This window comes from Chryseobacterium sp. NG-CE01 (assembly GCF_055695505.1).
The window spans coordinates 4005833-4030607 of sequence record NZ_CM146369.1 but is presented as its reverse complement, the minus strand read 5'-3'; the positions used below and the strand labels follow the sequence as shown (position 1 = coordinate 4030607).

The 24775-nt window shown below is 37.9% G+C and carries 27 protein-coding genes and 1 riboswitch; of the genes, 12 read left to right on the top strand and 15 right to left on the bottom strand.

Annotation, left to right across the window (positions count from 1 at the left end; all coding sequences use genetic code 11):
• The first annotated feature begins 13 nt into the window (after positions 1–13).
• The 7 genes from ubiE (at position 14) to ACYT6F_RS18380 (ending at position 5648) form a co-directional block, all read left to right on the top strand.
• Positions 14–676, top strand: coding sequence for a bifunctional demethylmenaquinone methyltransferase/2-methoxy-6-polyprenyl-1,4-benzoquinol methylase UbiE (ubiE, locus tag ACYT6F_RS18410; RefSeq protein ID WP_472601143.1), 663 nt, complete (start codon positions 14–16; stop codon positions 674–676).
• A gap of 3 nt (positions 677–679) precedes the next feature.
• Positions 680–1462 (top strand): type IX secretion/gliding motility protein PorT/SprT, encoded by a 783-nt coding sequence (gene porT, locus ACYT6F_RS18405; protein WP_169229903.1) that lies wholly within the window; start codon positions 680–682, stop codon positions 1460–1462.
• Between the two features lie 139 nt (positions 1463–1601).
• Entirely contained in the window at positions 1602–1904 is a 303-nt protein-coding gene (locus ACYT6F_RS18400; RefSeq protein ID WP_169229904.1) for a hypothetical protein, read from the top strand.
• Positions 1904–2191: a cell division protein ZapA gene (locus tag ACYT6F_RS18395; RefSeq protein WP_076446083.1), complete on the top strand. Its 288-nt coding sequence runs from the start codon at positions 1904–1906 to the stop codon at positions 2189–2191. Before ACYT6F_RS18400 ends, ACYT6F_RS18395 begins: the two co-directional genes overlap by 1 nt.
• 223 nt (positions 2192–2414) lie before the next feature.
• On the top strand, positions 2415–3980 hold the full coding sequence (rny, locus tag ACYT6F_RS18390; protein ID WP_472599063.1) for a ribonuclease Y: 1566 nt from the start codon (positions 2415–2417) through the stop codon (positions 3978–3980).
• A gap of 80 nt (positions 3981–4060) precedes the next feature.
• Complete coding sequence (locus tag ACYT6F_RS18385; RefSeq protein WP_472599062.1) at positions 4061–5302, top strand: MFS transporter; 1242 nt, start codon at positions 4061–4063, stop codon at positions 5300–5302.
• Positions 5303–5459: 157 nt separating this feature from the next.
• Positions 5460–5648, top strand: coding sequence for a hypothetical protein (locus ACYT6F_RS18380; RefSeq protein ID WP_082444893.1), 189 nt, complete (start codon positions 5460–5462; stop codon positions 5646–5648).
• A gap of 765 nt (positions 5649–6413) precedes the next feature.
• Here the strand turns inward: ACYT6F_RS18380 and ACYT6F_RS18375 are convergent.
• From ACYT6F_RS18375 to ACYT6F_RS18365, 3 genes are all read right to left on the bottom strand, one after another.
• Positions 6414–7715 carry a voltage-gated chloride channel family protein gene (locus ACYT6F_RS18375; protein ID WP_472599061.1) on the bottom strand — a complete coding sequence of 434 codons (1302 nt, stop codon included), beginning with the start codon at positions 7713–7715 and terminating at the stop codon, positions 6414–6416.
• Positions 7716–7745: 30 nt separating this feature from the next.
• Positions 7746–7813: riboswitch (Fluoride riboswitch) on the bottom strand.
• A gap of 13 nt (positions 7814–7826) precedes the next feature.
• A complete protein-coding gene (locus ACYT6F_RS18370; protein ID WP_472599060.1) occupies positions 7827–8696 on the bottom strand; it encodes a sugar phosphate isomerase/epimerase family protein in 870 nt (289 codons plus the stop codon).
• A complete protein-coding gene (locus ACYT6F_RS18365) occupies positions 8696–9163 on the bottom strand; it encodes an acyl-CoA thioesterase (protein ID WP_169229910.1) in 468 nt (155 codons plus the stop codon). Before ACYT6F_RS18365 ends, ACYT6F_RS18370 begins: the two co-directional genes overlap by 1 nt.
• A gap of 110 nt (positions 9164–9273) precedes the next feature.
• Here ACYT6F_RS18365 and ACYT6F_RS18360 point away from each other — a divergent pair, with 110 nt between their 5' ends.
• Positions 9274–9630, top strand: a complete 357-nt coding sequence (locus tag ACYT6F_RS18360) for an arsenate reductase family protein (protein ID WP_472599059.1) — start codon at positions 9274–9276, stop codon at positions 9628–9630.
• Positions 9631–9950: 320 nt separating this feature from the next.
• Here the strand turns inward: ACYT6F_RS18360 and ACYT6F_RS18355 are convergent, their stop codons facing one another.
• From ACYT6F_RS18355 to idi, 5 genes are all read right to left on the bottom strand, one after another.
• Positions 9951–10469, bottom strand: coding sequence for a hypothetical protein (locus tag ACYT6F_RS18355; RefSeq protein WP_472599058.1), 519 nt, complete (start codon positions 10467–10469; stop codon positions 9951–9953).
• A gap of 20 nt (positions 10470–10489) precedes the next feature.
• A complete protein-coding gene (locus ACYT6F_RS18350) occupies positions 10490–10915 on the bottom strand; it encodes a hypothetical protein (protein WP_472599057.1) in 426 nt (141 codons plus the stop codon).
• A gap of 214 nt (positions 10916–11129) precedes the next feature.
• Entirely contained in the window at positions 11130–12206 is a 1077-nt protein-coding gene (gene gcvT / locus ACYT6F_RS18345; protein WP_472599056.1) for a glycine cleavage system aminomethyltransferase GcvT, read from the bottom strand.
• 15 nt (positions 12207–12221) lie between these two features.
• Positions 12222–12698 carry a hypothetical protein gene (locus tag ACYT6F_RS18340; RefSeq protein WP_472599055.1) on the bottom strand — a complete coding sequence of 159 codons (477 nt, stop codon included), beginning with the start codon at positions 12696–12698 and terminating at the stop codon, positions 12222–12224.
• A complete protein-coding gene (gene idi, locus ACYT6F_RS18335; RefSeq protein ID WP_472599054.1) occupies positions 12695–13210 on the bottom strand; it encodes an isopentenyl-diphosphate Delta-isomerase in 516 nt (171 codons plus the stop codon). The genes ACYT6F_RS18340 and idi overlap by 4 nt, the downstream gene beginning before the upstream one ends.
• Positions 13211–13467: 257 nt before the next feature.
• Here idi and ACYT6F_RS18330 point away from each other — a divergent pair, with 257 nt between their 5' ends.
• Positions 13468–13878: an LNS2 domain-containing protein gene (locus ACYT6F_RS18330; protein WP_472601142.1), complete on the top strand. Its 411-nt coding sequence runs from the start codon at positions 13468–13470 to the stop codon at positions 13876–13878.
• A gap of 75 nt (positions 13879–13953) precedes the next feature.
• Complete coding sequence (locus ACYT6F_RS18325; protein WP_169229915.1) at positions 13954–14913, top strand: D-2-hydroxyacid dehydrogenase; 960 nt, start codon at positions 13954–13956, stop codon at positions 14911–14913.
• 44 nt (positions 14914–14957) lie between these two features.
• On the opposite strand, the gene mscL is transcribed toward ACYT6F_RS18325, so the two are convergent.
• Positions 14958–15344 (bottom strand): large conductance mechanosensitive channel protein MscL, encoded by a 387-nt coding sequence (gene mscL / locus ACYT6F_RS18320; RefSeq protein ID WP_169229916.1) that lies wholly within the window; start codon positions 15342–15344, stop codon positions 14958–14960.
• 202 nt (positions 15345–15546) lie between these two features.
• Here mscL and ACYT6F_RS18315 point away from each other — a divergent pair, with 202 nt between their 5' ends.
• Positions 15547–17061: an NAD(P)H-hydrate dehydratase gene (locus tag ACYT6F_RS18315; protein ID WP_472599053.1), complete on the top strand. Its 1515-nt coding sequence runs from the start codon at positions 15547–15549 to the stop codon at positions 17059–17061.
• A gap of 195 nt (positions 17062–17256) precedes the next feature.
• Here ACYT6F_RS18315 and lgt read toward each other — a convergent pair whose 3' ends face one another.
• Both lgt and yidD read right to left on the bottom strand, forming a co-directional pair.
• Complete coding sequence (gene lgt, locus ACYT6F_RS18310; RefSeq protein ID WP_472601141.1) at positions 17257–18045, bottom strand: prolipoprotein diacylglyceryl transferase; 789 nt, start codon at positions 18043–18045, stop codon at positions 17257–17259.
• A gap of 506 nt (positions 18046–18551) precedes the next feature.
• Positions 18552–18803 carry a membrane protein insertion efficiency factor YidD gene (gene yidD, locus ACYT6F_RS18305; protein ID WP_472599052.1) on the bottom strand — a complete coding sequence of 84 codons (252 nt, stop codon included), beginning with the start codon at positions 18801–18803 and terminating at the stop codon, positions 18552–18554.
• A gap of 353 nt (positions 18804–19156) precedes the next feature.
• Here yidD and ACYT6F_RS18300 point away from each other — a divergent pair, with 353 nt between their 5' ends.
• Positions 19157–20434 (top strand): replication-associated recombination protein A, encoded by a 1278-nt coding sequence (locus ACYT6F_RS18300; protein WP_472599051.1) that lies wholly within the window; start codon positions 19157–19159, stop codon positions 20432–20434.
• A 72-nt stretch (positions 20435–20506) separates the two neighbouring features.
• Here ACYT6F_RS18300 and ACYT6F_RS18295 read toward each other — a convergent pair whose 3' ends face one another.
• The 4 genes from ACYT6F_RS18295 to ACYT6F_RS18280 form a co-directional block, all read right to left on the bottom strand.
• A complete protein-coding gene (locus ACYT6F_RS18295; protein ID WP_472599050.1) occupies positions 20507–20944 on the bottom strand; it encodes a hypothetical protein in 438 nt (145 codons plus the stop codon).
• A gap of 114 nt (positions 20945–21058) precedes the next feature.
• Positions 21059–23269, bottom strand: coding sequence for a DUF2339 domain-containing protein (locus ACYT6F_RS18290; protein ID WP_472599049.1), 2211 nt, complete (start codon positions 23267–23269; stop codon positions 21059–21061).
• Positions 23270–23384: 115 nt separating this feature from the next.
• Positions 23385–24233 carry a prephenate dehydratase gene (pheA, locus tag ACYT6F_RS18285; RefSeq protein WP_472599048.1) on the bottom strand — a complete coding sequence of 283 codons (849 nt, stop codon included), beginning with the start codon at positions 24231–24233 and terminating at the stop codon, positions 23385–23387.
• Positions 24234–24256: 23 nt separating this feature from the next.
• On the bottom strand, positions 24257–24667 hold the full coding sequence (locus tag ACYT6F_RS18280; protein WP_472599047.1) for an acyl-CoA thioesterase: 411 nt from the start codon (positions 24665–24667) through the stop codon (positions 24257–24259).
• Positions 24668–24775 lie beyond the last annotated feature (108 nt).

Below are 24775 nucleotides of genomic sequence, written 5' to 3'. Positions count from 1 at the left end.
TCAGGTAGAAGATATGTTCGACAATATTGCACCGAAGTATGATCTTCTCAATCATGTGCTGTCTATGAAAATAGATGTCCTGTGGAGAAATACGCTGGTGAAATGGATGAGAAACGATAACCCGCAGGAAGTACTGGATGTGGCCACCGGAACGGGAGATCTTGCCATTGCCATTGAAAAAGGGATAGGCACAAAAGTGATCGGATTAGATTTATCGCAACAAATGTTAAATGTTGGCGTTATTAAAATAAAAAAACTTAAATTAGACGGCAAAATTTCCATGCAAAAAGGGGATGCAGAAAATTTACCTTTCGAGGACAATAGATTTGATGCGGTTTCCGTTGCATTTGGAGTGAGGAATTTTGAAAACCTTACCAAAGGTTTGGCAGAGTTGAGAAGAGTTGTTAAAGATAACAAGAGTGTTTATATACTGGAGTTTTCAAAGGTTGAGGGTTTCATGGCGCCATTGTATATGTTTTATTTCAAAAATATATTACCTGCTATCGGCAGACTGGTTTCCAAGGATAATAGGGCATACACATACCTTCCGGATTCTGTAAATGCTTTTCCTTTCGGGGAGAAGATGAGACAAATTCTTTTAGATACAGGATTTAAAAAAGTTGAATATAAAAAACTAAGTTTAGGTATAGCCACAATTTATAAAGCAACAAAGTAACCTATGAATAAATTTTTATTAAAAGCACTGGTTTTAGCCTCAGTAAATGTTGCGTTGTTAGCAAACGCGCAATTCAGAACCCGTAACAGAATGGATAAGTTGGAAGACTTTGATGAGCAGAAATTCAGCTGGGGTTTTTATCTGAATGGTAACAGACTAGACTACCGTATCGTTCTGAATCCAAGATATGGCTCAAGTAATAATCAAAATCTTGTTACATCTAAAGAAAGCTACAGTTTCGGTGCCGGATTGATCGCAAAATGGAGACTGAACGACTATCTGGATGTAAGATTAGAACCGGGGTTACAATTTGGTCAGAGACAATTAACTTTCAATACGCAGTCTAATGACCAGTATGCGGCAGGTACTTTGACAAACGATCCTTTCATCCCGATCCCTTTAACGGAAAAAGACAGAGTGAGAGAAATCAAAACCACATTGGTTGATGTTCCCGTATTGCTGGAATTCCACGGACAGAGATGGTATAACTCAAGACCGTACGTAGCAGCAGGGGTGAACTATATTGTTAACCTTCAGTCGAATTCAGACTCTACTGATGATAATCTTCAGCAGGTATTCAGATCTACCACGCACAACTTTGCATGGTCTGCAGAAATGGGAATTCAGTTTTACTTTAATAAATTTAAGCTGACTCCTGCCATCAGAGGAACGTTCATCATGAATAACGAGATTGTGGCAGATAATGCGACTACACCTCCGTACTGGACTTCAGCAATGTCTACCCTACAGACAAGAGCTGTATTCTTCGTGCTGAAATTTGAATAAGAAAAAACAACTGAAAACATAAAAAGGAGACACATTTATGTCTCCTTTTCCGTTTGAAATCAAAATATAGAGACTTTTATTTTTGTTAGTCTTAATATTTTGTTATTTTTGCTACTAGTTAGAATATACAAAACCTGAAATGCTTCAAGATTTAGAAAACAATTTTTCAGAATTAGAGAAAAAGATTTTGCTATTACAAAAGAATTACAAAAATCTTACTGAAAAGTTCTCGGAATTAAATATTGAGCATGAAGACCTGAAAAAGAGGTATGATGAAGAGAGAAAGAAAAATCAGGTATTAGCAGAAGAACAAAAAAATATAAAACTTTATTCAGCAATATCAGGAAATCCTGAACATAACCGATTGATGAAAAACCACATCAACAGGTTGGTAAAAGAAATAGATTTCTGTATTGCACAGCTTCAAAACAGTGGATTATAATGGAAGTAAGAAGAATAACCATTAATATTGCAGGAAGAGTGTATCCGCTGAACGTGCCGGCAGCAGAAGAAGAAACACTGCGTAAAGTCGGGAAGCAGATTGAAAATATGATTAAAGATTTTGAACAGAATTTCGATGTGAGAGACAAACAGGATGCTTTGGCAATGTGTGCCCTGAAATTGGGAACCAATGCAGAAGTGGTGTCTATGAACTACGAAAAAACAATACATTCTACCAACGAAAGATTAGCAAAAATCAATCAGTCGTTGAATGAAACAGGGAAATAGATTTTTTTTCCCGATAAGTACTGCCTACAATAATTCTAACACATTAAAGGTAAACTCAACGCTAAACAATTACCGAACAAATGTCCATTGAATGGCGCGCCGGTTCGTCCGGATTACAGACAGTGGAAATCAGTTCAAATCGTGTTGATTAGGAGTTTACTCTCAATCTCTGGATTATTGTGGGCTTTTTTTATGTAAATACAATTAAAACTCAATATACATTATGATAGAAGTTATAGTCGGCATTGTTTGTTTAGTAATCGGAGCGGCGGCAGGAATATTTTTCTCCAAAAGTTCACTCAATACTAAGGCAAAATTTATTATAGATGATGCAAAGAAAAATGCCGAAAACCTTATAGAAAAAGCCAACGTACAGGCCGAGTCCATAAAAAAGGAAAAAAACCTTCAGGCAAAAGAAAAATTCCTGGAGCTGAAATCACAGCATGACGCTGATATTCAGGTAAGAGAAAAGAAAATGCAGGAGGTTGAAAAGAGAATTAAGGATAAGGAACATAAGCTGAACGATGAGCTAAGCAAAGCAGGAAAGCTTGAAAAAGATCTTGACAGACAAATCGCTGATTATGCCAAGAAAAATGAGATTTTAGACAGAAAACAGCAGGAACTGGATATTGCAACTGCCAAAAAAGTTGAAATTCTTGAAAAAATTTCCAACTATACGGCAGAAGAAGCGAGAGCCGAATTGGTGGAGACCATGAAAGCAGAAGCCAAAACAAGAGCTCAGGCACACGTGCAGAGCATCATGGAAGAAGCCCAGCTTAATGCAAAAAGCGAAGCCAGAAAAATTGTTATTCAGACAATCCAGAGAATCGGAACTGAGCAGGCCATTGAAAATTCCGTATCGGTATTCAATATTGAATCAGATGAAGTAAAAGGTAGAATCATCGGTAGAGAAGGAAGAAATATCCGTGCTTTGGAAGCGGTTACAGGAGTGGAAATAATTGTAGACGATACACCTGAAGCGATCCTTCTTTCATGTTTCGATCCGGTAAGAAGAGAGATTGCAAGATTATCACTCCACAGACTGGTAACAGATGGTAGAATACACCCTGCAAGAATCGAAGAAGTTGTTGAGAAAACCAGAAAGCAGATCGAAGAAGAAATTATTGAAGTCGGAAAAAGAACGATCATCGATTTGGGAATCCACGGACTGCACCCTGAATTAATCAAGATCGTAGGTAGAATGAAATACCGTTCATCTTACGGACAAAACTTATTACAGCACTCCCGAGAAGTAGCAAACATTGCTGCAACGATGGCCGCTGAATTAGGATTAAATGTAAAATTAGCCAAAAGAGCAGGTCTTTTACACGATATTGGTAAAGTTCCTGAGCAGGAATCTGAACTTCCTCACGCTTTATTAGGAATGCAGTGGGCTGAAAAATATGGTGAAAATGCAGAAGTGGTAAATGCCATTGGTGCCCACCACGACGAGGTGGAAATGACTTCACTATTATCTCCGATCATTCAGGTTGCTGATGCCATTTCAGGAGCAAGACCGGGAGCAAGAAGACAGGTGCTCGAATCGTATATCCAAAGATTGAAAGATCTTGAATCTGCAGCATTAAGCTTCGATGGTGTTTCATCAGCATATGCGATCCAGGCGGGTAGAGAATTAAGAGTAATGGTAGAAAGCGGTAAAGTAAATGACGAAGTCGCTTCCCAGCTGTCTTATGATATTTCCGAAAAGATCCAGAACGAGCTTACTTATCCTGGGCAGGTAAAAGTAACTGTAATCAGAGAAACAAGAGCGGTAAATATTGCGAGATAATAATCGTAAAAAGATATTTCATAAAAACCTTTCAAGAAATTGGAAGGTTTTTTATTTTTAGCAAAATTAAAAACGCCGAAATGCAAGAACTTTCCACGTCTTCGAAACTGAAGTATATTTTTTCAATTCCTGTCATCATTTCCGCTTTAGGGTATTTTGTGGATATCTATGATCTGCTTTTGTTCGGCATTGTCCGTATTCCCAGTTTAAAAGCTTTGGGTTTAAATCCGGATACGGACGGAACTTTTATCCTGAATGCGCAAATGGTGGGATTACTGATCGGAGGCATATTTTGGGGAATCTTCGGAGATAAGAAAGGAAGATTGTCTGTTTTATTCGGGTCTATTCTGGTGTATTCGTTGGCCAATATTGCCTGTGGTTTTTTACCGCATTTTCCAAAAGAACATTTGGTGTATCAATATGCCGCTTTACGATTCGTTGCAGGAATAGGACTGGCCGGAGAGCTTGGAGCAGGAATAACCCTGGTTTCTGAAAGCCTGCCGAAGAATTTAAGGGCAATCGGCACCTCTGTTGTTGCCGGTTTTGGATTAATGGGAGCTGTTGTAGCTCAACTCACGGTGGAGCTGGCCGGTGGCTGGAATATTTCTTACATCATCGGAGGAATACTGGGCATTTTATTATTATTCCTGAGAATAAGCGTATCCGAATCCGGGATTTATAAAAATATCGAACACAAATCCGTTTCCAAAGGAAATTTTCTGTCCTTCTTCACCAATAAAGATCGTTTTGTAAGATATTTAAAATGCATTGCAATCGGATTACCGACGTGGTATTGTATTGGGATTTTGGCGGTACTTGCGAATCAGTTTGCGCCGGAATTGGGGATCAAAGATCTGAGTCCCGGTAAAGCTATTATGTGGGCATACATAGGGATTTCCGTTGGAGATCTTGCGAGCGGGTTTATTTCACATTTTTTAAAATCCCGGAAAATGGCTATTTTTTATATGCTTATTTTTACCATTATCGGTGTTGCCTTTATGCTGTTCGGAAATACGGATACTGAAACAAAGTATTATTTTTTCTGCGTATGGCTTGGCCTGGGAACAGGATATTGGGCCATGTTCGTCACACTGGCGGCAGAGCAGTTCGGAACGAATATCAGGAATACCGCTACTACCACTGTTCCGAACATGGTTCGCGGACTTGTTCCTGTGATGATTCTGGCTTTCGATTTCTTTAAAAATGATTTCACGGTAATTGTAAGTGCCGGATTAGTGGGGCTTATCGTGTTCGGGCTTGCATTTTATTCCTCCCTTACCATATCCGAAACCCACAATAAGGATCTTGAATTTACAGAATAATTATAACTGTTTAAGAAATATTTTAATACCCCTTACCGTTATAAAAACAATAAGTAGAACAAAATAAATAAATTATAAAATTTAATATTAAATTATGCTGTGAATAATTAATATTTGTTTAACTTTGAAATATAATAAACCTTAAAAACCAATCACAATGCAGAATTTTTTGAAAAACGCAACAAAATTAAAAAAAGCCGACCTTAAAAACATTACCGGAGGTATTAGCGGAACTCCTGATCTTTCACTTTGCGGATGCGACTGTGCAGGATCTGTTACAGGACCGAAATACTGCATCCAGTACATAGCATGCCCGCAGGTATATACTTGCAAAGATGTTATATAAAAAAATTATTTCATTAGAAATAAACATTTCCACATTTAATACGCAGAAGCCTTTCGGGATACCGGAAGGCTTTTGTAATTCCTATTGGGTCCTTACAGTACTGATCAAAATTTTTTGGCAGCTTTTCCCGCTTTCCGCACTCGCTATTTTATATGCTTAGGCTGCGGCGGCGAAGCCGCCGCAGCCTAAGCATATAAAATGAGCTCAAACAAAGCTGCAATCGGGGCTGGGTTACAGACATCATAGGACTATTTCATATAAGTATATACAACAGGCTTCCGATACTCACGGAAACCCAGAGCAACGCAGCAAAAATCAGAGTTCAGTCCGAATATTTCTTTCATATGCTTTGTGACGGCAGGTTGGAAGTTATAAGCTCTTGCGAAGCTTGGGTAAAGCTCGATCTTGATGCTACGGCATGAAAAACTTTTAATCTGTAATCAAACATTCTTTACTGATAATTTTTAGTTGATCGCTCAAGATTAAAATGGTAACTATTATTTACCGATAATCAACAACAGATAGCTTCATAAATTAACGTGAGTTCGATGCAAGAAGATTGAAAAATAATTGATAATCGTCCACTGTATTTACTAATTGCACGTTAGGCTTCAGTTCGATGTAAAGATTCCAAATCAAAATTAACTTTAACCGAAATTGAGTATAAGTTTTGGCTAAAGCCAATTGTTTTTTTTAAATTATAAAATGGGCTAAAGCCCATTTCTATTGATATTTCTGTACTGTTTTACGTTGAACTCACATAATTTACAGATCTGAGAAATTTTTATCCTGTAAATGTTCAAATCTGCTGTTTTTTGCTTCCCCAATTTTTTGTTCTGTATAAATACTGTTATTTCCTGAAAATAAATAAGATACAATACACGCGATGGCAACATAAACTCCGCATTCGGCACCGAAGAGTTCAATTCCCATCAGCATACAGGCGAGCGGAGTGTTGGTTGCACCTGCAAAAACGGCCACAAATCCCATTCCGGCCAGCAAACCAAAAGGAAGAGGAATAAATAATGACAACGCACTTCCCAGCGTTGCTCCGATAAAGAAAAGGGGAGTGACCTCACCTCCTTTAAACCCTGCCGAAAGGGTAACGACTGTAAAAATCATCTTAAAGGCAAAATCATATAAAGGAAGCTGTCTTTCGAAAGACTCTATAATAGTCGGAATTCCCAGACCGATATATCTTGAAGTTCCCATCGCAAAAACAGCAACAGCAACAATAATTCCGCCGACAAGAGGTCGTAGCGGAGGATATTTTATTTTAGATTTAAAACCCGAACCCATAAAATGAAGCATTCTGCTGAAGGCTGCTGCACAGACCCCAAAGATGATTCCTGCTAAGACGCTGTATACAATCGGCAGAAATTCAAGTTTCGGGATAAGATCAATATGATAATGCGTATGTTTTGCTTTCCAGAGATTGGTTACAACATCAGCAAATACTGCGGAAACAAAGGCCGGGAAAATAGCATTATAACGAATTCTTCCGATCAGGAAAACTTCAAGCCCGAAAACAGCTCCGGCTAAAGGAGTTCCGAAAACAGAACCGAAACCTGCCGCAATGGCAGAAATCAGCAGGATTTTTCTGTCGTTTTTATCAAGTCTCAGGATGTTTGTCAGTTGATCTGAAATCGCGCCCGCCATTTGAAGCGCAGTTCCTTCACGACCCGCAGAACCGCCGAAAAAATGGGTGACAATAGTTCCCAAATAGACAAAAGGAGCCATTTTAAAAGGAATAATTTCTTTAGGTTCCTGAATATTTTCGAGCAGCAAATTGTTCCCGGCTTCCACATCTTTCCCGAAATAATAATACAGCAGTCCCACTAAAAACCCGCCCAAAGGCAAAAATGCAACCAGCCAAAGATGATTCTCCCTGAAATCTGTTGCCCATTGCAGCGATGTTAAAAAACCGGCCGAAGCACTTCCCACGAAAATTCCAATAATAAGACTGATGAAAAGCCACTTCAGAATATAAGGAAAAGCCGGATATTTTCTGAAGAAAAACCTTGTTTGAAGTCGTGTTGTTCGTGTTAAATTTCGATGTTGAGACATAATTTTCCTGATCAATTACTGTTAATAATCTTTTAATCAGGCGTCATCAGCTTTTGAAAAGCGGTTGGGTAAGGAAGAACACCATTTCCTTTTGTTGAACAAAGATAAAAATTATTTTAAAAAGAAATTGTTTTTAGCTATAAATTCGCTGCTGATGCAGATACTCTCAAAAATATCTTTATCACTGGAATCCTGCTCCAGGAACCAGTATCGAAGACCTGCCTGCTTTCCGGCTTTAAAAATTCGCTCAAAATCGATGGTACCGTTCCCGATTTCGGTGAAATCTTTTGTTCCCGCTTTCATATCTTTTACGTGCCACAGAGGAAATCTTCCGGGATATTTCTGGAAATACATCAGCGGATCGATTCCTGCCTTTGAAATCCAGTAAAGATCAAGTTCCATCTTAACCAGATCTGATGATGAATTTTCTAAAATAAAATCATAAACATTTCGGGTATCATCAAACTTCTCGAATTCAAAATCGTGATTATGGTATGCAAACTGAATTCCGGCTTCTTTTGTAACTTTTCCTGAATTTTCAAGCAGTTCAGGAAGTTTCTTATAGTTTTCCAAAGTTCGTTCTGCCGGAAAAAGGTAAGAGCAGACCATATATTCTGAGCCGATAAAATGCAGGTCTTCCACAGATTTTTCCCAGTTATAGAGTAAAGTTCCGTGTCCTTTATTAAAATTTCCTGTTATATGATGTGAGCTGATGACTCTCAATCCTGTATTTTTAAGAATACGCTGAAATTCCTGAGGGGTTTTTCCGAAAAAAGTACTGTTGTACGCATAGATTTCCAGTCCGGTAAAGCCCATGGCAGCCAGTCTTTCGAGTGTTTTTTCAGGGTTTGCCGACATTGCATCCCGTACGGTGTATAACTGAATCGCCAATGTATTTCTTTTTTTAAATGGAGAAATTCCACAGGAATATAAACCCAAGAATCCCAACGATGAAAGTTTTATAAAATCTTTTCTATGCATTACAGGAAGGGTTTCATTTCATCTTCAATCTGTGTCCGCAGCTGCATCAGCCTTATGGCATACTGTTCTTTCTGCCTGTCTTCTTCGGTTTCGGGAATCCATTTCGGGACCGGAAGTTTTTTGCCGTTCTCATCAACCGCCACAAATACAATGATGCAGTGTGTTTTCTTGTCGAATTTCGGCTGCTTCAGGTTTCTGGAGAACACATTGATGGCGATATGCATGCTTGAAGAACCGGTGTAGATCACCTGCGCTTCCACTTTTACAATTTCCCCGATTTTTATAGGCTCATAGAAACGGATGCCGCCCACGTATACGGTAACCGAATAATTCCCGCTCCAGGTGGTGGCACATGCATAGCCGGCCTGGTCAATCCATTTCATCACGCTTCCTCCATGCACATTTCCTCCGTAATTGACGTCTGAAGGCTCAGAAATAAACTGAAAAGTAACAGGTTTGTTCTCCATTCTTTTAAAATTTGAATAAAGGTATTTATAATTTTTAAAATTTTAGATTAAATCTTATTTTTGAAGAAGGAAAATGAATATTTTCTGTTAACGATTAGAATATAATTTAAATGAAAAAAGTTTTTCACCTGAATACGTGTGATACCTGCAGAAAGATTTTAGCGCAATTCGATTTGTCAGACTGGGAACTGCGCGAGATCAGAAAAGAAACGGTTACGGAAGAAGAATTGGCCGACATGTATGAGAAAACCAAATCTTATGAAACATTATTCAGTAAAAAGTCTACACAGATCAAATTGAGAGGCCTGGATGTAAAGTCTTTAACAGAAAAGGATTTTAAAGAATTGTTACTTGATCATTATACGTTTTTGAAGCGCCCGGTTTTTATTACCAATGATAAAATTTTCGTGGGAAATGATAAGAAAAATGTAGAAGCGTTGCAGGAGTTTTTTGGAGTGAAGCCGTAGATATTCTCAACGTTCTATAAATGTTTTTGACGTAGACTCAAACTAAACCTCACAGGTTTTCAAAACCTGTGAGGTTTGATCTTTAAGATAACTTAACCAGAATATTCTGACGGAAGACGCAAACAGGGTTGCGGGAAACAAAATGCAACTGACGGAAGTCTCAAACAAGGTTGCGGGAAACAAACTGCAAGTGACGGAAGTCTCAAACAAGGTTGTGGGAAACAAAATGCAACTGACGGAAGTCTCAAACATGTTGCGGGAAACAAACTGCAGTTGCAGGGTCATCATTGTGATCGCTAAATACTACAAGAAAATTTACATTATTTTTGGAATAAATTCCTTTTTCTCAGCCCATGATTATTCGTCATTTTTGATTCATGGTTGTGATGAAACGGGAGGTTGTCGGAAAGCTGTTCTGTAAACTTCTCAATTCCTTTACAATACTGATCTATAAATTCATATTTTTCATCGGATGTAATTAATTCAATACCGGAATGAGTTTGTTCATGCAAAAAAGGAATTTTGAATGCATTAACTTCTAAAATGTCTGAATATTTAATATATTTTTTAGATTCCGATTCCGTGGTAAAATAAAATCCCTCAGCAGTATAACTGAAGATACCGTCTTCGGTATAAAGCTTATCCATTTGCTTTTCTGTGGAAGCATAATCAGCAGGTTCATTAGCTGTCATGATTTTAGCTCCTGAAAAACAAAGCATGGCAAAACATATAAAAATAATTGCATAAGACAGCCATTCTTGGTCCCATACCGGATAATAGATAAAGACGGCAATGAGAATAATTACGGCAATTATTGAAAACAGTATGCTTTTTTTCATGGTTTCCTATGTTTAGTACATCAGAATTTTTTCTTATTCGGATTTTTAATGTTAAGTTTCAGGAATAAGATTAATCCTATTATTATAAAAGGAGTTGAACTAATTAATGTAAATAATGAAACACTGTTATCTGAAAAATCGTAGGTAAAGAAAGTTATATTTAAGAAAGCCAGAATTAATGCATAGTTTAAAAGCCTTTTTTTTATTCCGGACTTTACAAAAAATGAGATTATCAAAAGTAGATGAACGATTATTGAGAAAAAGGAAAAGGGAATAATCCGCTCTTCATAGCTTCCCAGCATATTTATTTTTAGGTCTTTTGAAAAATCAAATGCAAATGTCAATATTTCAATAAATATTACAGGTCCGAATCCATGCCCCATACCAATTAAAATCAGTCCATTGAAAATTAAAGTTAAAATAGTAAGGGTTTTTAAAGTTGTCATACATGCAAATAAAATGAATAAAATTGAAGTACCGGATAAAAGTGTGCTAGCCCGGATAGAAACGGCATCCTTTTGTTTTGCTTCGGCGGGAGCGAAGCTCCCGCCGAAGCAAAACAAAAGATATAGTGGATAGCCGGATTAAGCTCCTGAAAAAATAAAACCTGCAAAAAGCAGGTTTTACGGTATTTTTAAACTTTGTCAAAGATTTTCAACTTTATACGAAAGGAGCCTTCACTACCTGGGCAGGAATATTTTTATTTCTTACCTGGATGAAGATCTCAGAACCGATTTTAAAGTGAGGCTTATCTACGTAAGCAAGACCTAGCCCTACTTTCTTCATGGGAGACTGTGTTCCTGAAGTTACTTTCCCGATCACGTTGCCTTCTGCGTCTACAACAGGGTAGTCGTGTCTTGGGACCCCTTTGTCGGTTAATTCAAAACCAACTAATTTGCGGGTAATGCCTTCTTCTTTTTGCTTGGCGAATGTTTCTTTGGAGAGGAAATCTTTATCAAATTTGGTGATCCAGCCCAGTCCAGCTTCGATTGGAGACGTAGTATCGTCGATATCGTTTCCATAAAGGCAGAATCCTTTTTCCAGTCTCAAAGTATCTCTGGCGGCCAATCCGCAAGGAATGATACTTTCTTCTGCACCTGCTTCGATGATCGCATCCCAAAGCGTTACGGCATCTTCATTTTTGAAATAAATTTCAAAACCGCCGCTTCCGGTGTAGCCTGTGTTGGAGATAATGACATCATTTACTCCTGCTACCGAACCTACGGTAAAATGATAGTAAGGAATTTCTGAAAGATTGGTTTCCGTTAATTTCTGAAGAATACCGGTAGCTTTCGGGCCCTGAACTGCCAGTAATGACATATCATCAGAAGCATTCGTCATGTTCGCTCCGAAAGTGTTGTATTTGGAGATGTGATCCCAGTCTTTATCAATGTTTGAAGCATTTACAACCACAAAATATTTGTCGTCTTCCATTTTGTACACGATAAGATCATCCACAATGCCGCCGTTTTCGTTGGGAAGACAAGAATACTGTGCTTTTCCGTTCTCAAGGGCATCTACATTATTGGTAGTAACGTACTGTAAAAGTTCCTTGGAACCCGCTCCTTCAATGAAAAACTGTCCCATGTGAGAAACATCGAACAGCCCTGCTTTTTCTCTTACGGCAAAATGTTCTTCAGTAACTCCGGAATATTGTACAGGCATCTCAAAACCTGCGAAAGGTACGATTTTAGCGCCCAAAGATACGTGCTTGTCGTACAATGCTGTTTTCTTCATAGTTAATTTTTATTTCTATTTCTTTATTTTAAAACTGTCAAAAGCTTCATTGAAAAGCTTCATAAAATTGCCATTCCAGTACTTCTGTCCGCAGTTTACGGAAATGAGGTACAGATTTTTATCCTTTTGATAAACTTTGGTAAGCCAGATCAACTTTTCCTTTTCATCAAGGTATTCGTAAAAATACTCTGTATATCCTTTTTTACCGCTTTTCGAAGTCACCTTCTTTTCGTCGTCGGAAGATTTGTAAAGAGCAAGGATAAATTTTTTGGTCTCGGATTTCGGGAGATTCAGGTCGTGATATTCCGAAATGGTTATGGCTCCTATCTGGCTTGGCGGAAAGATATTGATAATCTCACTGTCATTGGTAACTTTCCAACCCTGCGGATAAACGATGGAGTAGTTTTCCTGATCATAAACTTCCGTAGGGATTGCCTGTGCCTTTAATAAAGACACCGCGAACAGAACGAAGACGAGAAAAATCTTTTTCATGAATTAAAATGGTGTTTATATTCATCAAGGATAATCTTGAACCATTCCGTAAAATGATCAGGATTTTCAGACATCTCTTGATCAAGATTTTCTATTGAGATATATCGTACTTCCTCCACTTCATCTTTATTAAGATGAAATTCATCTTCGAAAATGCCTGTAAAAACGTGGTCAAGCTCATGTTCCCAGAGTCCGTTTCCAACATCAGCTCTGTAAATAAAACTGAATTTTTCTGAAAGATCGGCTTCTATTCCCAGTTCTTCTTTCAGGCGGCGTTTGGCTCCTTCGAGATAGGTTTCTTCAATTCTGGGATGAGAACATACCGCGTTGGTCCATTTTAATGGGGAATGATATTTTCCGGAAGCTCTTTTCTGCAAAAGCATTTCGCCTTTGCTGTTGAACAAAAATACAGAGAAAGCACGGTGCAGAAGGCTGTTGATGTGCGCCTGCTGCTTTTCCATTAAACCGAGAACCTGATCTTCGGGGTTTACTAAAACTACGAATTCTTCCATTTCTACAAATGTAAGTGTAATAAATGTATTCTGAAAATTTTTGGTAAAACATCATAGTTTTGAGATTGCTTTACGCTAGTGGTACAATAATCCGTTATCGCAAGAAAAGAATATTTTTAACTTTAATTATAAAAATTATTTATTTTAATTAAAATTATTCTTTAAATATTACATTTTGGTTTAAAAAATTTACATTTGATAAGTTTCGCGGGGCTTATTAATGTAAAAAACGTAACTTTGCCATTCAATTTTTTATGATGGAATTAGAGTACAAAGATCACATTAGCCCTATCCTGAAAGACGGTGTAAAAAACTATCTTATTGATATCGACGGAACCATTACGGAAGACGTCCCGAACGAAGAACCCGAAAGAATGGTTACCTGCGAACCTTTTCCCGATGCGCTGGAAACCATCAACAAATGGTATGATGAAGGCCACCAGATCTGTTTTTTTACGTCGAGAACGGAAAACCTGAAACAGATTACCATCGACTGGCTGGATAAACACGGTTTCAAATACCATAGTGTACTATGCGGGAAACCCCGAGGCGGAAACTATCACTGGATCGATAATCATCTGGTAAGAGCAACAAGATATAAAGGCAGATTTACTGATCTTGTAGAAAAGCAGGTGACTATTGAAGTTTTTAAAGAGGAGGAAGAATAAAAATTTAATCCAAAGATTAAACGATTAATTCTGATATAAATGATTCGTTAATCTTTAATATAATCTCAAAAGTTTATGAAAGTTTTAGCAAACGACGGCTTGGATCAATCCGGGATTGATGCATTGACTGAGAAAGGTTTTGAAGTAATCACCACGAAAGTTCCCCAGGAATTTTTGATGGATTACATTAATGAGCATAAGATCCGCACATTGCTGGTGCGAAGTGCCACACAGGTAAGAAAAGATATTATTGACAACTGTCCTTCTCTTGAAATCATCGGGAGAGGTGGAGTAGGAATGGATAATATTGATGTGGATTATGCCAGAGAAAAAGGAATTCATGTAATCAATACCCCTTCAGCTTCTTCAGAATCTGTAGCAGAGCTGGTTTTTGCCCATCTGTTTTCCGGAGCAAGATTTTTGCAGGATTCCAACAGAAAGATGCCTTTGGTAGGTGATAGTGAATTTGCCTCTCTTAAAAAAGCATATGCAGCTGGTATTGAACTGAAAGGTAAAACAATTGGTATCGTAGGAATGGGAAGAATCGGGCAGGAAGTAGCTAAAATTGCTTTAGGCCTCGGAATGAGAGTGGTAGCGGCAGACAGCAATGTAGGAAAGGCAAGCATTAAAGTAACTTTTTACAATAAACAGTTCATCAATGTTGATATTGAAACGGAACCGCTTCAGGATGTGTTGAAACATTCCGATTTTATAACCCTTCACGTACCGGCCCAGAAAGACGGATACATGATCGGTAAAAATGAATTTGAAATGATGAAGGACGGCGTAGCCATCGTGAACTGCTCAAGAGGCGGCGTAATCGATGAGACTGCCCTGGTTGAAGCTTTAGATTCAGGAAAAGTGAAGTTTGCAGGACTTGATGTTTTTATCAACGAGCCTACACCTTCCAGAGAGATCCTGAACCATCCTAAAATTTCCATGACACCGCACACTGGTGCTTCAACACTGGAAGCTCAGGACAGGATCGGACTTTCGCTGGCAGAGCAGATATCCAGTATTTTACAGATTCAGTAATATTCAGAAATAAACAAAGCACTTCATCATGAAGTGCTTTTTCTTTATATATTATTTTTACTTTTCAGCAAATCTCTGATTTCTGTAAGCAGTTTCTGGTCTTCGGTAAGTACCGGTGGCGGAGGTGCGGTTTCCGGCTTTTTGTTAAGGCTGTTCACGCCTTTAATAAGAAGGAACAACACGAAAGCAACAATAAGGAAACTGATGACTGAAGATAAAAAATTACCGTATTTCACCCCTTGCCAGGAAAGTTCTGCAATATTCTTTACATTAGCCTTTTCCAAAGCCGGATTCAGAAGAAGCGGAGTGATGATATCATCTACAAATGATTTTACAATGGCACTGAATGCAGCACCAATGATGACACCGACTGCAAGATCAAGAACGTTCCCTTTGAACGCAAATTCTTTAAATTCTTTGACAAATCCCATATTTATATTTTTTAATTGTTGTCTAAATCAGGGTTTAAATTACAAAAAAATGTAATTATTTTAATACAATAGAGGGTTTAATTAATAATTAATTGAGATATATACTTTTTAAAGTATCATATTAACATAAATTTTTACTTACTTCAAGCATTTAAGATTACTTTTTGTAAATTGCTGTTAGCATACCACTAAATGTACTTCAATGAAAATTTTTACAGCAGAGCAAATCCGCAATTGTGATCAGTATACGATAAAGAATGAACCCGTTTCTTCTGTACATCTCATGGAAAGAGCAGCAGAAGCATGTGTAGAATGGATCTCCGAAAACTGCAATAATCATAGGAATTTTGCTGTTTTCTGCGGAAACGGAAATAATGGAGGAGATGGCTTTGCTATTGCCAGAATGCTGTACCAAAAAGGTTTTGACGTAGATGTATTCACGAATACAAAAGCTAAATTTTCTTCCGATGCTCAGGAGAATTTTAAACATGTTAAAGAAATTTCAGGAATTACCATAAGAGAATTTAAAGAAGCATCGGGCTACCGTTTTGATAGCCGTACGGTGATTATTGATGCGCTTTTCGGAACGGGACTGTCCCGGAAGCTGGATGGTGATATGAAAGACCTGGTAGAATTTTTAAACCGGAAAAAAAATATAAAAATTTCGGTTGATCTCCCTTCGGGACTCATGGCAGATGCTATTTCAGATTCTGATGCCGTAGTATTCATGGCTGACTATACGCTGAGCTTCCAGTTTTGGAAAAAGTCTTTTCTTCACGCCGAAACCGGAAAATTTGCCGGAAAGATTGAGATTTTAGATATTAATTTAAGTCAGGACTATATCGAAGAAACAGAAACCAGAGATTTTGTAATCGATGATGAGGTCATTAAAAAGATCTTTAAAGTAAGAAGTGAATTTTCGCATAAAGGCACTTACGGAAAAGCTGTTATTATCGGAGGAAGTTATGGCAAAATGGGAGCTGCGGTTCTTTCTACGAGATCTGCTCTTAAGACAGGTGCAGGCCTTACTTTTACCGTTGCTCCGAAATGCGGATATGAAATTTTACAGACCTCCGATCCTGAAGCGATGTTCATCGAAGGCGGAGAAGATTATATTGAACGGTTTGAAGCTGACGAAACAGCGGTATGCGGAATAGGGCCCGGATTGGGAACTCATGACAATACGGCAAAAGGTCTTTTAAAATTATTAAAAAACTGCTCAAAACCATTGATTCTTGATGCAGATGCTTTAAATATCATCTCTCAGAATTCTGAAAGTATACAGCTGATCCCTGAAAAATCTATTATCACCCCTCATCCCAAGGAATTTGAAAGACTTTTCGGGAAAACAGAAAATTCTTTCGAAAGAACAGAACTTGCTAAAAATAAGAGCCGTGAACATCAGATCTATATTGTTTTAAAAGACCATCATACCCAGATCATCACTCCGGAAGGTGAGGTGTTTTATAATATTACCGGCAACTCAGGGCTTGCAAAAGGAGGCAGTGGAGATATCCTTACAGGAGTGATCACTTCCTTGCTTGCACAGCAGTATTCCGAACAGGAAGCAGCAATTTTAGGAGTATGGTTCCATGGAAAAGCAGCTGAGTTTGCTGCGGAGAAGCATTCTAAAGAGGCGATGCTTCCTTCTGATGTAATTAGTGAGTTTGGAAATGTTTTTTCTGAATTAAATGGCAAAGTTCAAAAGTTTTTATGAGAAGACTTGAGGATATAGACGAATAGATGATAGATAATAGATGAATGGATATTAGATTGATGATATTGAAGTAATTTCAGGGTAGTAGTTGACATTAGAATCGTATGCGATAGAAAAAATACAAGATAACGTTAAATAAAAAAGCAAGTCTCTGAGGACTTGCTTTTCTTCTATATGTTGGTTTGATTATTAAAACTATTCAGGTTTTTCGTTTTCTGCCTGAGTAATCCTGAATTTTTTAGATACAATCATGATTACAACCCCGGCGATCATAAATGGAATGGATAATACCTGTCCCGTATTCAGTCCTCCGAATTGAATAAATTCATCACCCTGTGGTTCTTTCAGGAATTCTACAAAGAACCGGATCGCCCAAAGAATAATGAAAAATAACCCGAATAACCATCCCTGCTGATATTTTTTATTGGTTTTTCTGTATAAAATCCACAACAGAACGAACAGACAAATATAGCCGAATGCTTCAAAAAGCTGCGAAGGATAACGTGGAACCGTCACTCCGTATTCACTGCTTTGTTGTGGGAAAAGCAAAGCAAAAGGAGAATTTGGGTCAGCCGGTTTCCCTATGATTTCAGAATTAAAGAAATTCCCCAGTCTTACGAAGGCTCCACCCAGCGATACTACTATTCCCAGTCTGTCGTATACCCAGAAAGGATTTTTCTTAATAATTTTAAATGAATAATAAAGGGTGGTGAAAATTAATGCAATGGTTGCACCATGACTTGCCAATCCCGAAAATCCTGTAAATTTAAATCCGTTTTTGGTGCTGACCGGTAAAAACACGCTCCAAAAATCTTCTTTAAACAATTCCGGTTGGTAAAAGATGACGTGTCCCAGACGTGCCCCAAGGATGGTTCCTATTAAAGTCCAGGTGAAAAGCGGTTCAAGATATTTCTGATTAACATTGTCGATCTTAAATATTTTGTTCATTAAAATATATCCGAAACCGAAAGCAAAAATGAACATTAAGCTGTAAAAGTGCAGGGTAATAGGCCCTAAAACAATTCCCTTCGTCGGATCCCATATTTTAAAAGGCGTTTCCAGACTTATCTGATCGGAAGAAGCAATTGGTTTGTTTGATTTTACCGCGTACTTGAAAGCTCCGATATTCTCTTTCGTAACTTGTGTTTCTATAAGCCTGAAATTTTTATCCAAAAACTGGTAACGAGCTGTTTTAAGTTTATCCAGTGTAAGAGCGCTGATGTTGAAATACGCAGGTTCGAAATTAGATTCGTTCAGAATAATCAGTACGTTTCCTTCTACTTTTCTGTCGGGGAACACGTTGAGGTCTCCAAGCTCCGTAGTACTGTAGATCTTTACAGGGACACTCGCATTATTGATTTTTAGAGTTCCGGCTGACGTTCCGTCCGGATAATTCTGCGCAAAAAGACATTGGGTAATCAACGCAAAAATGACGAGATACATTCTGAAAAAAATATTACTCATTTTTATTTTTTTAGTAGTTGTTTATTCTAAATTTTACTCTTCTTGGGTGGTACAGGATCATAACCGCTTCCTCCCCACGGGTGGCATCTTGAAATTCTTTTTACCCCCAGCCAGAATCCTTTCAGCGGACCATGCACCTGCAGCGCTTTTACCATATAATGAGAGCAGGTAGGCTCGTACCTACAGTTTTTGGGAAGCAACGGCGATATAAACCATTGGTAAAACTTAATTAGAATTACCAGAGGAAAGGTGATGATTTTGTTGGCTGTACGTTTCAAAACATTGCAAAAATAGCGTAAAAAATTGGAAGTTAACGGAAATATACCGGAAGTTTCAGCGGGATACGAGCTTGTTTGTCGGAGATATTTTAGGGTTGGTCGATTTGTGGATTCCAGAAGATAAAAGGCCTTGCAGTATCTTTATTTAATTTTGGTTCCCTGCAGAAAAATCCTATTGTTACTTTAAATTGATGAATTATACTTTGGCTTAAAATATATCCGCAGGAATACAATTAGTACTACGTTGCTAAAAGTAATACCACTATTTAAGTAAGGGACAGAGTAATAAAAATTCTTTGTCTAACTTTGCATAGACAACTCACCTTACATCAATTTAAAATAATTAAAATACCTTGAATCAAAATATTCCATTAGCTGAAAAATTAAGGCCGAAGACGCTGGAAGATGTTCTCGGGCAGGAACACCTGACGGGGGAAAAGGGAACCATCCGGAAAATGCTGCAGAACAACACCTTAAATTCTCTGATTTTCTGGGGACCGCCGGGAACCGGAAAAACGACACTGGCTGAAATTGTCTCTGAACAGTCGGGAAGGAAGTTTTATAAGCTTTCTGCGGTTTCTTCAGGGGTTAAAGATGTTCGCGATGTAATCGAAGATGCCAAAAAGCAGAATCTTTTTTCGGGAAAATCTCCGATATTGTTCATTGACGAAATTCACCGTTTCAACAAATCCCAGCAGGATTCTTTGCTTCATGCAGTGGAGAAGGGCTGGATCGTTCTGATAGGAGCAACGACGGAAAACCCGAGTTTTGAAGTCGTTTCTGCATTGCTTTCAAGAAGCCAGGTGTATATTCTGAAAGCTTTAAGCTATGAAAAGCTTGAAGAATTAATCGATATCGCTCTTGAAAGGTTTAATAATGATGAAAAGTCTGATTTTAAGATTACAGAAAAAGAAGCGTTTATACAATATTCCGGAGGTGATGCTAGAAAGCTGATCAATTCTGTGGAGCTGGTTTTAAATCAATATAAAAATTCAGGAAAGCAGGAAATTAAGAATGAAGATGTGCTGGAAGTGCTTCAGGAAACAATGGCACTGTACGACAAGAATGGCGAACAGCATTATGATATCATTTCGGCATTTATCAAATCCATGCGCGGAAGCGATCCTAACGGCGCGGTGTATTGGCTTGCAAGAATGATTGCAGGCGGTGAAGATATTAAATTTATAGCCCGAAGAATGCTGATTCTGGCAGCCGAGGATATCGGACTGGCCAATCCGAATGCCCTGATAATGGCCAACACCTGTTTCCAGGCGGTGAATGTGATCGGAAATCCGGAAGCAAGAATTATTTTAAGTGAAACGGCAGTTTATCTGGCTGTTTCCCCGAAGAGCAATTCTACCTATATGGCTATTAATGAAGCATTAGCACTGGTCAAGAAAACCGGGAACCTTCCCGTTCCCCTGCATCTGAGGAATGCTCCGACTAAGCTGATGAAAGACCTGGATTATGGGAAGGAATATAAATACGCCCATTCTTATGAAGGTAATTTTGTAGACCAGGATTTTCTTCCGGAAGAAATACGCAATGTGACACTCTACCAGCCGGGAAACAACGCAACGGAAAAGAAAATCTATGAGGAACTGAAAAAGAAATGGAACAATAAATATTAAAGTTTGTCTCAATTGGAAAATAAAAAGGATACTTCAGCGAGTATCCTTTTTTATTATTATAATTTAAATTGATTAATCTTTAGTGGTAACTGATACGGCTTTCGCTCCATTGTTATCAATAACTTTCATATTGTTCAGGATGTCTCCGTATACTTTTATATCGGTGTTCTTAAATTCATAGCCATCGATGATTACAGGCGTATCTTTAGGAAGTCCGTACTGAGTATTAATTTCGGAAAGAGCAATTCTGTCAATGGCGCCCTGACCGTTTTTTAATTTATATTCTACCAAACCGTTTTCGGCAATATAGCTGTACTTTTTAAGATTCTGTGGAAGCTGTGCCGCAGACTTGTACATCTGCGTACTCTGGATTGCATCTTTATGATTGGCAGTAAACATATCTACTGTTCCGACAATATCATCAGCCACTGCAAATTTTGTAGAGGCATTCTTCTGGGCAAATAATGTAGCAGAAGATAATATTAAAAAGGAGTAGAGCAACTTTTTCATAATGTTTTTGGAATAAGTATGTTAAAAACTTGATAAATATAGGTATTTTTTACAATGCGTAAAGAAAATTTTACAATATTTTAAACAATTAATGAAAAATAGCCTTATTTCAGGTTATTGCATGTCGGTTTCATTTTTTTCAATTCGCTCATCCTTTTTCTCGACCATAGTGGTTACTATATTTTTAAGGCGCTGGAACAAAAAAGAACTGAGCAGTAAAATGATCCCAAGAATGATAAATGCGATGATTCTTGAAACATTATCCATTTTCCAGACATCATACAGGTATAATTTTACAATGGTAATTCCCAGTAAAGCAAATCCTGCTTTGCCATACTCGCGGGCATCAGTTTTTAACCCTTTAAAAATAAAAATGCTTGCCAGCACAGCCCAAATGATGGGAAGATAAAGCAGAGTGAAATATTCCTCCAGTTGTTCCATATCAGTCCTGTTTTCTGAGCAGATCAGCAGGTAGCTATGATATGCTTCCATACTTACTGCCGTTACAACAGCCGTTACCAGGAGCCAGTAAGAAAGTTTTATCCTGAAAAAATATGAATCAGGAAGGATTTTCACTGCGGTATAAATCATAGGAATCAGATATAATCCGTACACAAAGTAATAGTTCAGATCAATATCTTTCATGATAATATGCGTTATAATTCCTGTGCCGGCAATGATGGTATTTATGATAATCAGAGAGAAAAAGATATAAAGCAGTCCCACTTCAAGAGTATGGTTTATATCAAGTTTTTTTCTGAAAAGCAGGATCGTAAAAATATAATACAAACTGAAAAGCATCCCGATGCTGAAAATAACAATCAGAGATTTTCCTGAAATATGGTAAATGATTTCCAGTAAGATGGCAATATAAAAGATTGCATAGCTTACGGCAGTAAATATATTTTCAAAAAAGCGGCTGTTGTTTTCTCGTCTTTCCGGGAACTTCTTTAGTAAAAACAGGTTAATGAATGCTGTAATTGCTGTTACGGAGCTGGTAAAAAACAGGGGGTTAAAAATGATATTGAGATTTTTAGCATCCATGTATTTCGCCCAGGTCATCATTTGGGCAATAATTACGAGAGGAAAGAGAATGTAAAAGAAATTTCTAAAGATACGAAGGCCGGTCTTTTTCCAGATAAACAGCAGAAGCGTGGCTTCAATAGCCCATACACAGGTAATTAAATTTGCTCTGAACTGGAGGGCAAATGCAACAGTAATAAGACTGACTGCAATACCTGAAAATACAGAATAGACAGTGCCGAATCTTTTTTCCGTATGCTCTCTGTACAGCATAAAACTATTGAGTAAAGCAAATCCTGCAGGGAAAATAATGATGGGATCGTATTGTAGTTGTTTAAAAATATAAACAGTGCCGATAACGCCTGTGAAATTGATCAGAACAAGCATTAAAATATCCCACGGGAAAAGATTCTTTTTCGTGAAATAATTCTGCAACGCAAATGCATAGAAAATGATATAGCTCACCGCATAAAAACAGATCGTAATGAATTCGGTATTTACTATTGTCCAGTAACCAAGGTAAATGCTTGTGAAGATAAAGGCAATCCATCCGATGCTTTTCCACCCTCTGAGAAATGCAACCGCAAGCATCCCGATATTGATGAAGGTAATATATATAAAAAGAAACAGATAATTGCTTTCTCCGGTACTGATCATCAACGGCGCAAGAAATCCTCCGAGAAGGGAAAAAACAATGAGGATTTCACTTTTATAATAATACGATAGAAATATGGATAGCACCGTTATCACACAGGTAATTAAAAATGCAGTGTTTTGGGAAAACAGATAATATTCCCTGAATGCAATGGTAGTTGTAAAATACAGTACAGCGATCCCGCCACCGGTAATGATGGAAGCGAAAACACTATAATTTTTCCTGAGAAAATGCCCGATACCGATGATCACTGCTCCTGCTGCAAATCCTATTCCCGCCCTTGCAGCCTCACCGATCCAGTTGTTGTCAATAGCATATTTCACAAAATACCCGATGCCCAGAACCAGCGTAAAAATTCCGGCTATAGCCAGTATATTTTGCTTTAAAAAATTAAATACAGGCCTGATGTAAATCTTATCTTCAGCCTGCAGCTCTTGAGTTTCAAAAGGATTTTCGTCTTTTTCGCTATTCTTGTCTGCCGATGGTGACAATTGGTTTACAGGAAGATCTTTTACTTCATTATCCTTAATGTCAGTTTGATTCTTTTTGATTTCGAAAATCTCATTTTCCAGGTTCCTGATTCTTTTATTCAGAGTGCTGAAAAGAATAATAATGATTATACATAAAATGGCGATCAGGATATACATTATTTTCCGGATTTGATACTATCAAATATAATCAAATGTTTTATAAGTAGCGATTAATAGCTGCGGCTATCTGATGAACATACAATTGCAATAATGAATTGTTTACCTAAAATCTTTAACTCTCCAGACAAAACTCTTTGTAATTTCCCAGAAAACAGGTTTCTGCATCCAGCGCCTTTAATTCTTCCAGTGCGTTATGATGAAGAGCAGATTCCCATTTTCCCACTACATTGATGAAAAAGAAATAATTGCCCAATCCTGTTTTTAGTGTTCTTGACTCTATTTTGCTGAGGTTCATTTTACGCCAGGCAAAGACCGATAATACCTGATGGAGGCCTCCTGCATGATCTTCCGGCAGTGTTACCAGAAGCCCTGACTTTTCACCAAGAACTTTCAGGCTTCCATTCTCATAACTTTCGGAATTCTTGGAAATGATAATAAATCTTGTATGATTCTGCTCAAAATCATGGATGTTGTGATGGATAATTTTAAGCCCATACAGATTGGCAGCAAACTGATTGGCAACAGCCGCTAAATTTCTGTGCGGATTTTCCGAGACATATTTTGCTGCGGCCGCAGTAGAAGAAAAATCCTGCTTCGGGATTTCTTTGAATTGTGCATCAAGAAAATGGAAACTCTGGGCCAACGCCTGTGGATGCGAATAGATCTTTTCAACAGATCCCGAATCGGAACCGGGATGGATCATGAGGTGATGGGCAATCGGCATAATGGCTTCGGCCAGTATTTTTATTCCTGATGTTTTGTATAAATAATCGAGGGTCATGGAAACCGTACCTTCAATAGAGTTTTCGAGGGGAACAACGGCTCTTTCGGCTGCGCCTTTTTCTACTGCTTCAAAACAGTCGAGAATATTCGGTTGAGGAATCAGCTCTTCACCGGGGAAAAGCTGAATCGCTGCAAGCTGTGTAAAACTGGCCTCCGGGCCCAAAAATGCAATCTTCATTATTTTATGATTATGGTTGAAATTTATTCATTCCAGTTCTTTTTGATCAGTTCCATCAGGTAATCCGGGCATTTCACCACTTTATTGGTTTTGGCATCCAGAAAAAAAAGTGTGGTAGAAGCTTCCGTGATTTTAATATTTTCTTCATTGAAAATCTCATACTCGAATTCAATTCTGACACCCGGAATTTTTTTTACATACGTGTGGATTTCAAGTTTTTCATCATAAAAAGCCGGCCGCAGATACTTAATTTTATACTCCGAGACGGGCAGCCAAATTCCTTGATTCTCAATCTCATTATAAGACATTCCTATGCTCCGGAAAAGTTCTACGCGGCCAATTTCCAGATACTCTGCGTAATTGCCGTAGTAAACGTATTTCATAGGGTCTGTCTCTCCGTAACGTACTCGTAATGAGTGTTTTGTGTGTATCATTATTCCTGCTTAATTATACATACAAATATATTTTTAAATAATCAATAAGCACAATATTTTTTTTTGAAATAAAAAATTTGGACCTTTGTCTTCCTTCCAAAAACAATA

What these genes read in the sequence shown, in the direction of transcription:
- ubiE (WP_472601143.1), top strand. Translation starts at nt 14, where the DNA reads ATGTTCGACAATATTGCACCGAAGTATGATCTTCTCAATCATGTGCTG.
- porT (WP_169229903.1), top strand. Translation starts at nt 680, where the DNA reads ATGAATAAATTTTTATTAAAAGCACTGGTTTTAGCCTCAGTAAATGTT.
- ACYT6F_RS18400 (WP_169229904.1), top strand. Translation starts at nt 1,602, where the DNA reads ATGCTTCAAGATTTAGAAAACAATTTTTCAGAATTAGAGAAAAAGATT.
- ACYT6F_RS18395 (WP_076446083.1), top strand. Translation starts at nt 1,904, where the DNA reads ATGGAAGTAAGAAGAATAACCATTAATATTGCAGGAAGAGTGTATCCG.
- rny (WP_472599063.1), top strand. Translation starts at nt 2,415, where the DNA reads ATGATAGAAGTTATAGTCGGCATTGTTTGTTTAGTAATCGGAGCGGCG.
- ACYT6F_RS18385 (WP_472599062.1), top strand. Translation starts at nt 4,061, where the DNA reads ATGCAAGAACTTTCCACGTCTTCGAAACTGAAGTATATTTTTTCAATT.
- ACYT6F_RS18380 (WP_082444893.1), top strand. Translation starts at nt 5,460, where the DNA reads ATGCAGAATTTTTTGAAAAACGCAACAAAATTAAAAAAAGCCGACCTT.
- ACYT6F_RS18375 (WP_472599061.1), bottom strand. Translation starts at nt 7,715, where the DNA reads ATGTCTCAACATCGAAATTTAACACGAACAACACGACTTCAAACAAGG.
- ACYT6F_RS18370 (WP_472599060.1), bottom strand. Translation starts at nt 8,696, where the DNA reads ATGCATAGAAAAGATTTTATAAAACTTTCATCGTTGGGATTCTTGGGT.
- ACYT6F_RS18365 (WP_169229910.1), bottom strand. Translation starts at nt 9,163, where the DNA reads ATGGAGAACAAACCTGTTACTTTTCAGTTTATTTCTGAGCCTTCAGAC.
- ACYT6F_RS18360 (WP_472599059.1), top strand. Translation starts at nt 9,274, where the DNA reads ATGAAAAAAGTTTTTCACCTGAATACGTGTGATACCTGCAGAAAGATT.
- ACYT6F_RS18355 (WP_472599058.1), bottom strand. Translation starts at nt 10,469, where the DNA reads ATGAAAAAAAGCATACTGTTTTCAATAATTGCCGTAATTATTCTCATT.
- ACYT6F_RS18350 (WP_472599057.1), bottom strand. Translation starts at nt 10,915, where the DNA reads ATGACAACTTTAAAAACCCTTACTATTTTAACTTTAATTTTCAATGGA.
- gcvT (WP_472599056.1), bottom strand. Translation starts at nt 12,206, where the DNA reads ATGAAGAAAACAGCATTGTACGACAAGCACGTATCTTTGGGCGCTAAA.
- ACYT6F_RS18340 (WP_472599055.1), bottom strand. Translation starts at nt 12,698, where the DNA reads ATGAAAAAGATTTTTCTCGTCTTCGTTCTGTTCGCGGTGTCTTTATTA.
- idi (WP_472599054.1), bottom strand. Translation starts at nt 13,210, where the DNA reads ATGGAAGAATTCGTAGTTTTAGTAAACCCCGAAGATCAGGTTCTCGGT.
- ACYT6F_RS18330 (WP_472601142.1), top strand. Translation starts at nt 13,468, where the DNA reads ATGGAATTAGAGTACAAAGATCACATTAGCCCTATCCTGAAAGACGGT.
- ACYT6F_RS18325 (WP_169229915.1), top strand. Translation starts at nt 13,954, where the DNA reads ATGAAAGTTTTAGCAAACGACGGCTTGGATCAATCCGGGATTGATGCA.
- mscL (WP_169229916.1), bottom strand. Translation starts at nt 15,344, where the DNA reads ATGGGATTTGTCAAAGAATTTAAAGAATTTGCGTTCAAAGGGAACGTT.
- ACYT6F_RS18315 (WP_472599053.1), top strand. Translation starts at nt 15,547, where the DNA reads ATGAAAATTTTTACAGCAGAGCAAATCCGCAATTGTGATCAGTATACG.
- lgt (WP_472601141.1), bottom strand. Translation starts at nt 18,045, where the DNA reads ATGTTCATTTTTGCTTTCGGTTTCGGATATATTTTAATGAACAAAATA.
- ACYT6F_RS18295 (WP_472599050.1), bottom strand. Translation starts at nt 20,944, where the DNA reads ATGAAAAAGTTGCTCTACTCCTTTTTAATATTATCTTCTGCTACATTA.
- ACYT6F_RS18290 (WP_472599049.1), bottom strand. Translation starts at nt 23,269, where the DNA reads ATGTATATCCTGATCGCCATTTTATGTATAATCATTATTATTCTTTTC.
- pheA (WP_472599048.1), bottom strand. Translation starts at nt 24,233, where the DNA reads ATGAAGATTGCATTTTTGGGCCCGGAGGCCAGTTTTACACAGCTTGCA.
- ACYT6F_RS18280 (WP_472599047.1), bottom strand. Translation starts at nt 24,667, where the DNA reads ATGATACACACAAAACACTCATTACGAGTACGTTACGGAGAGACAGAC.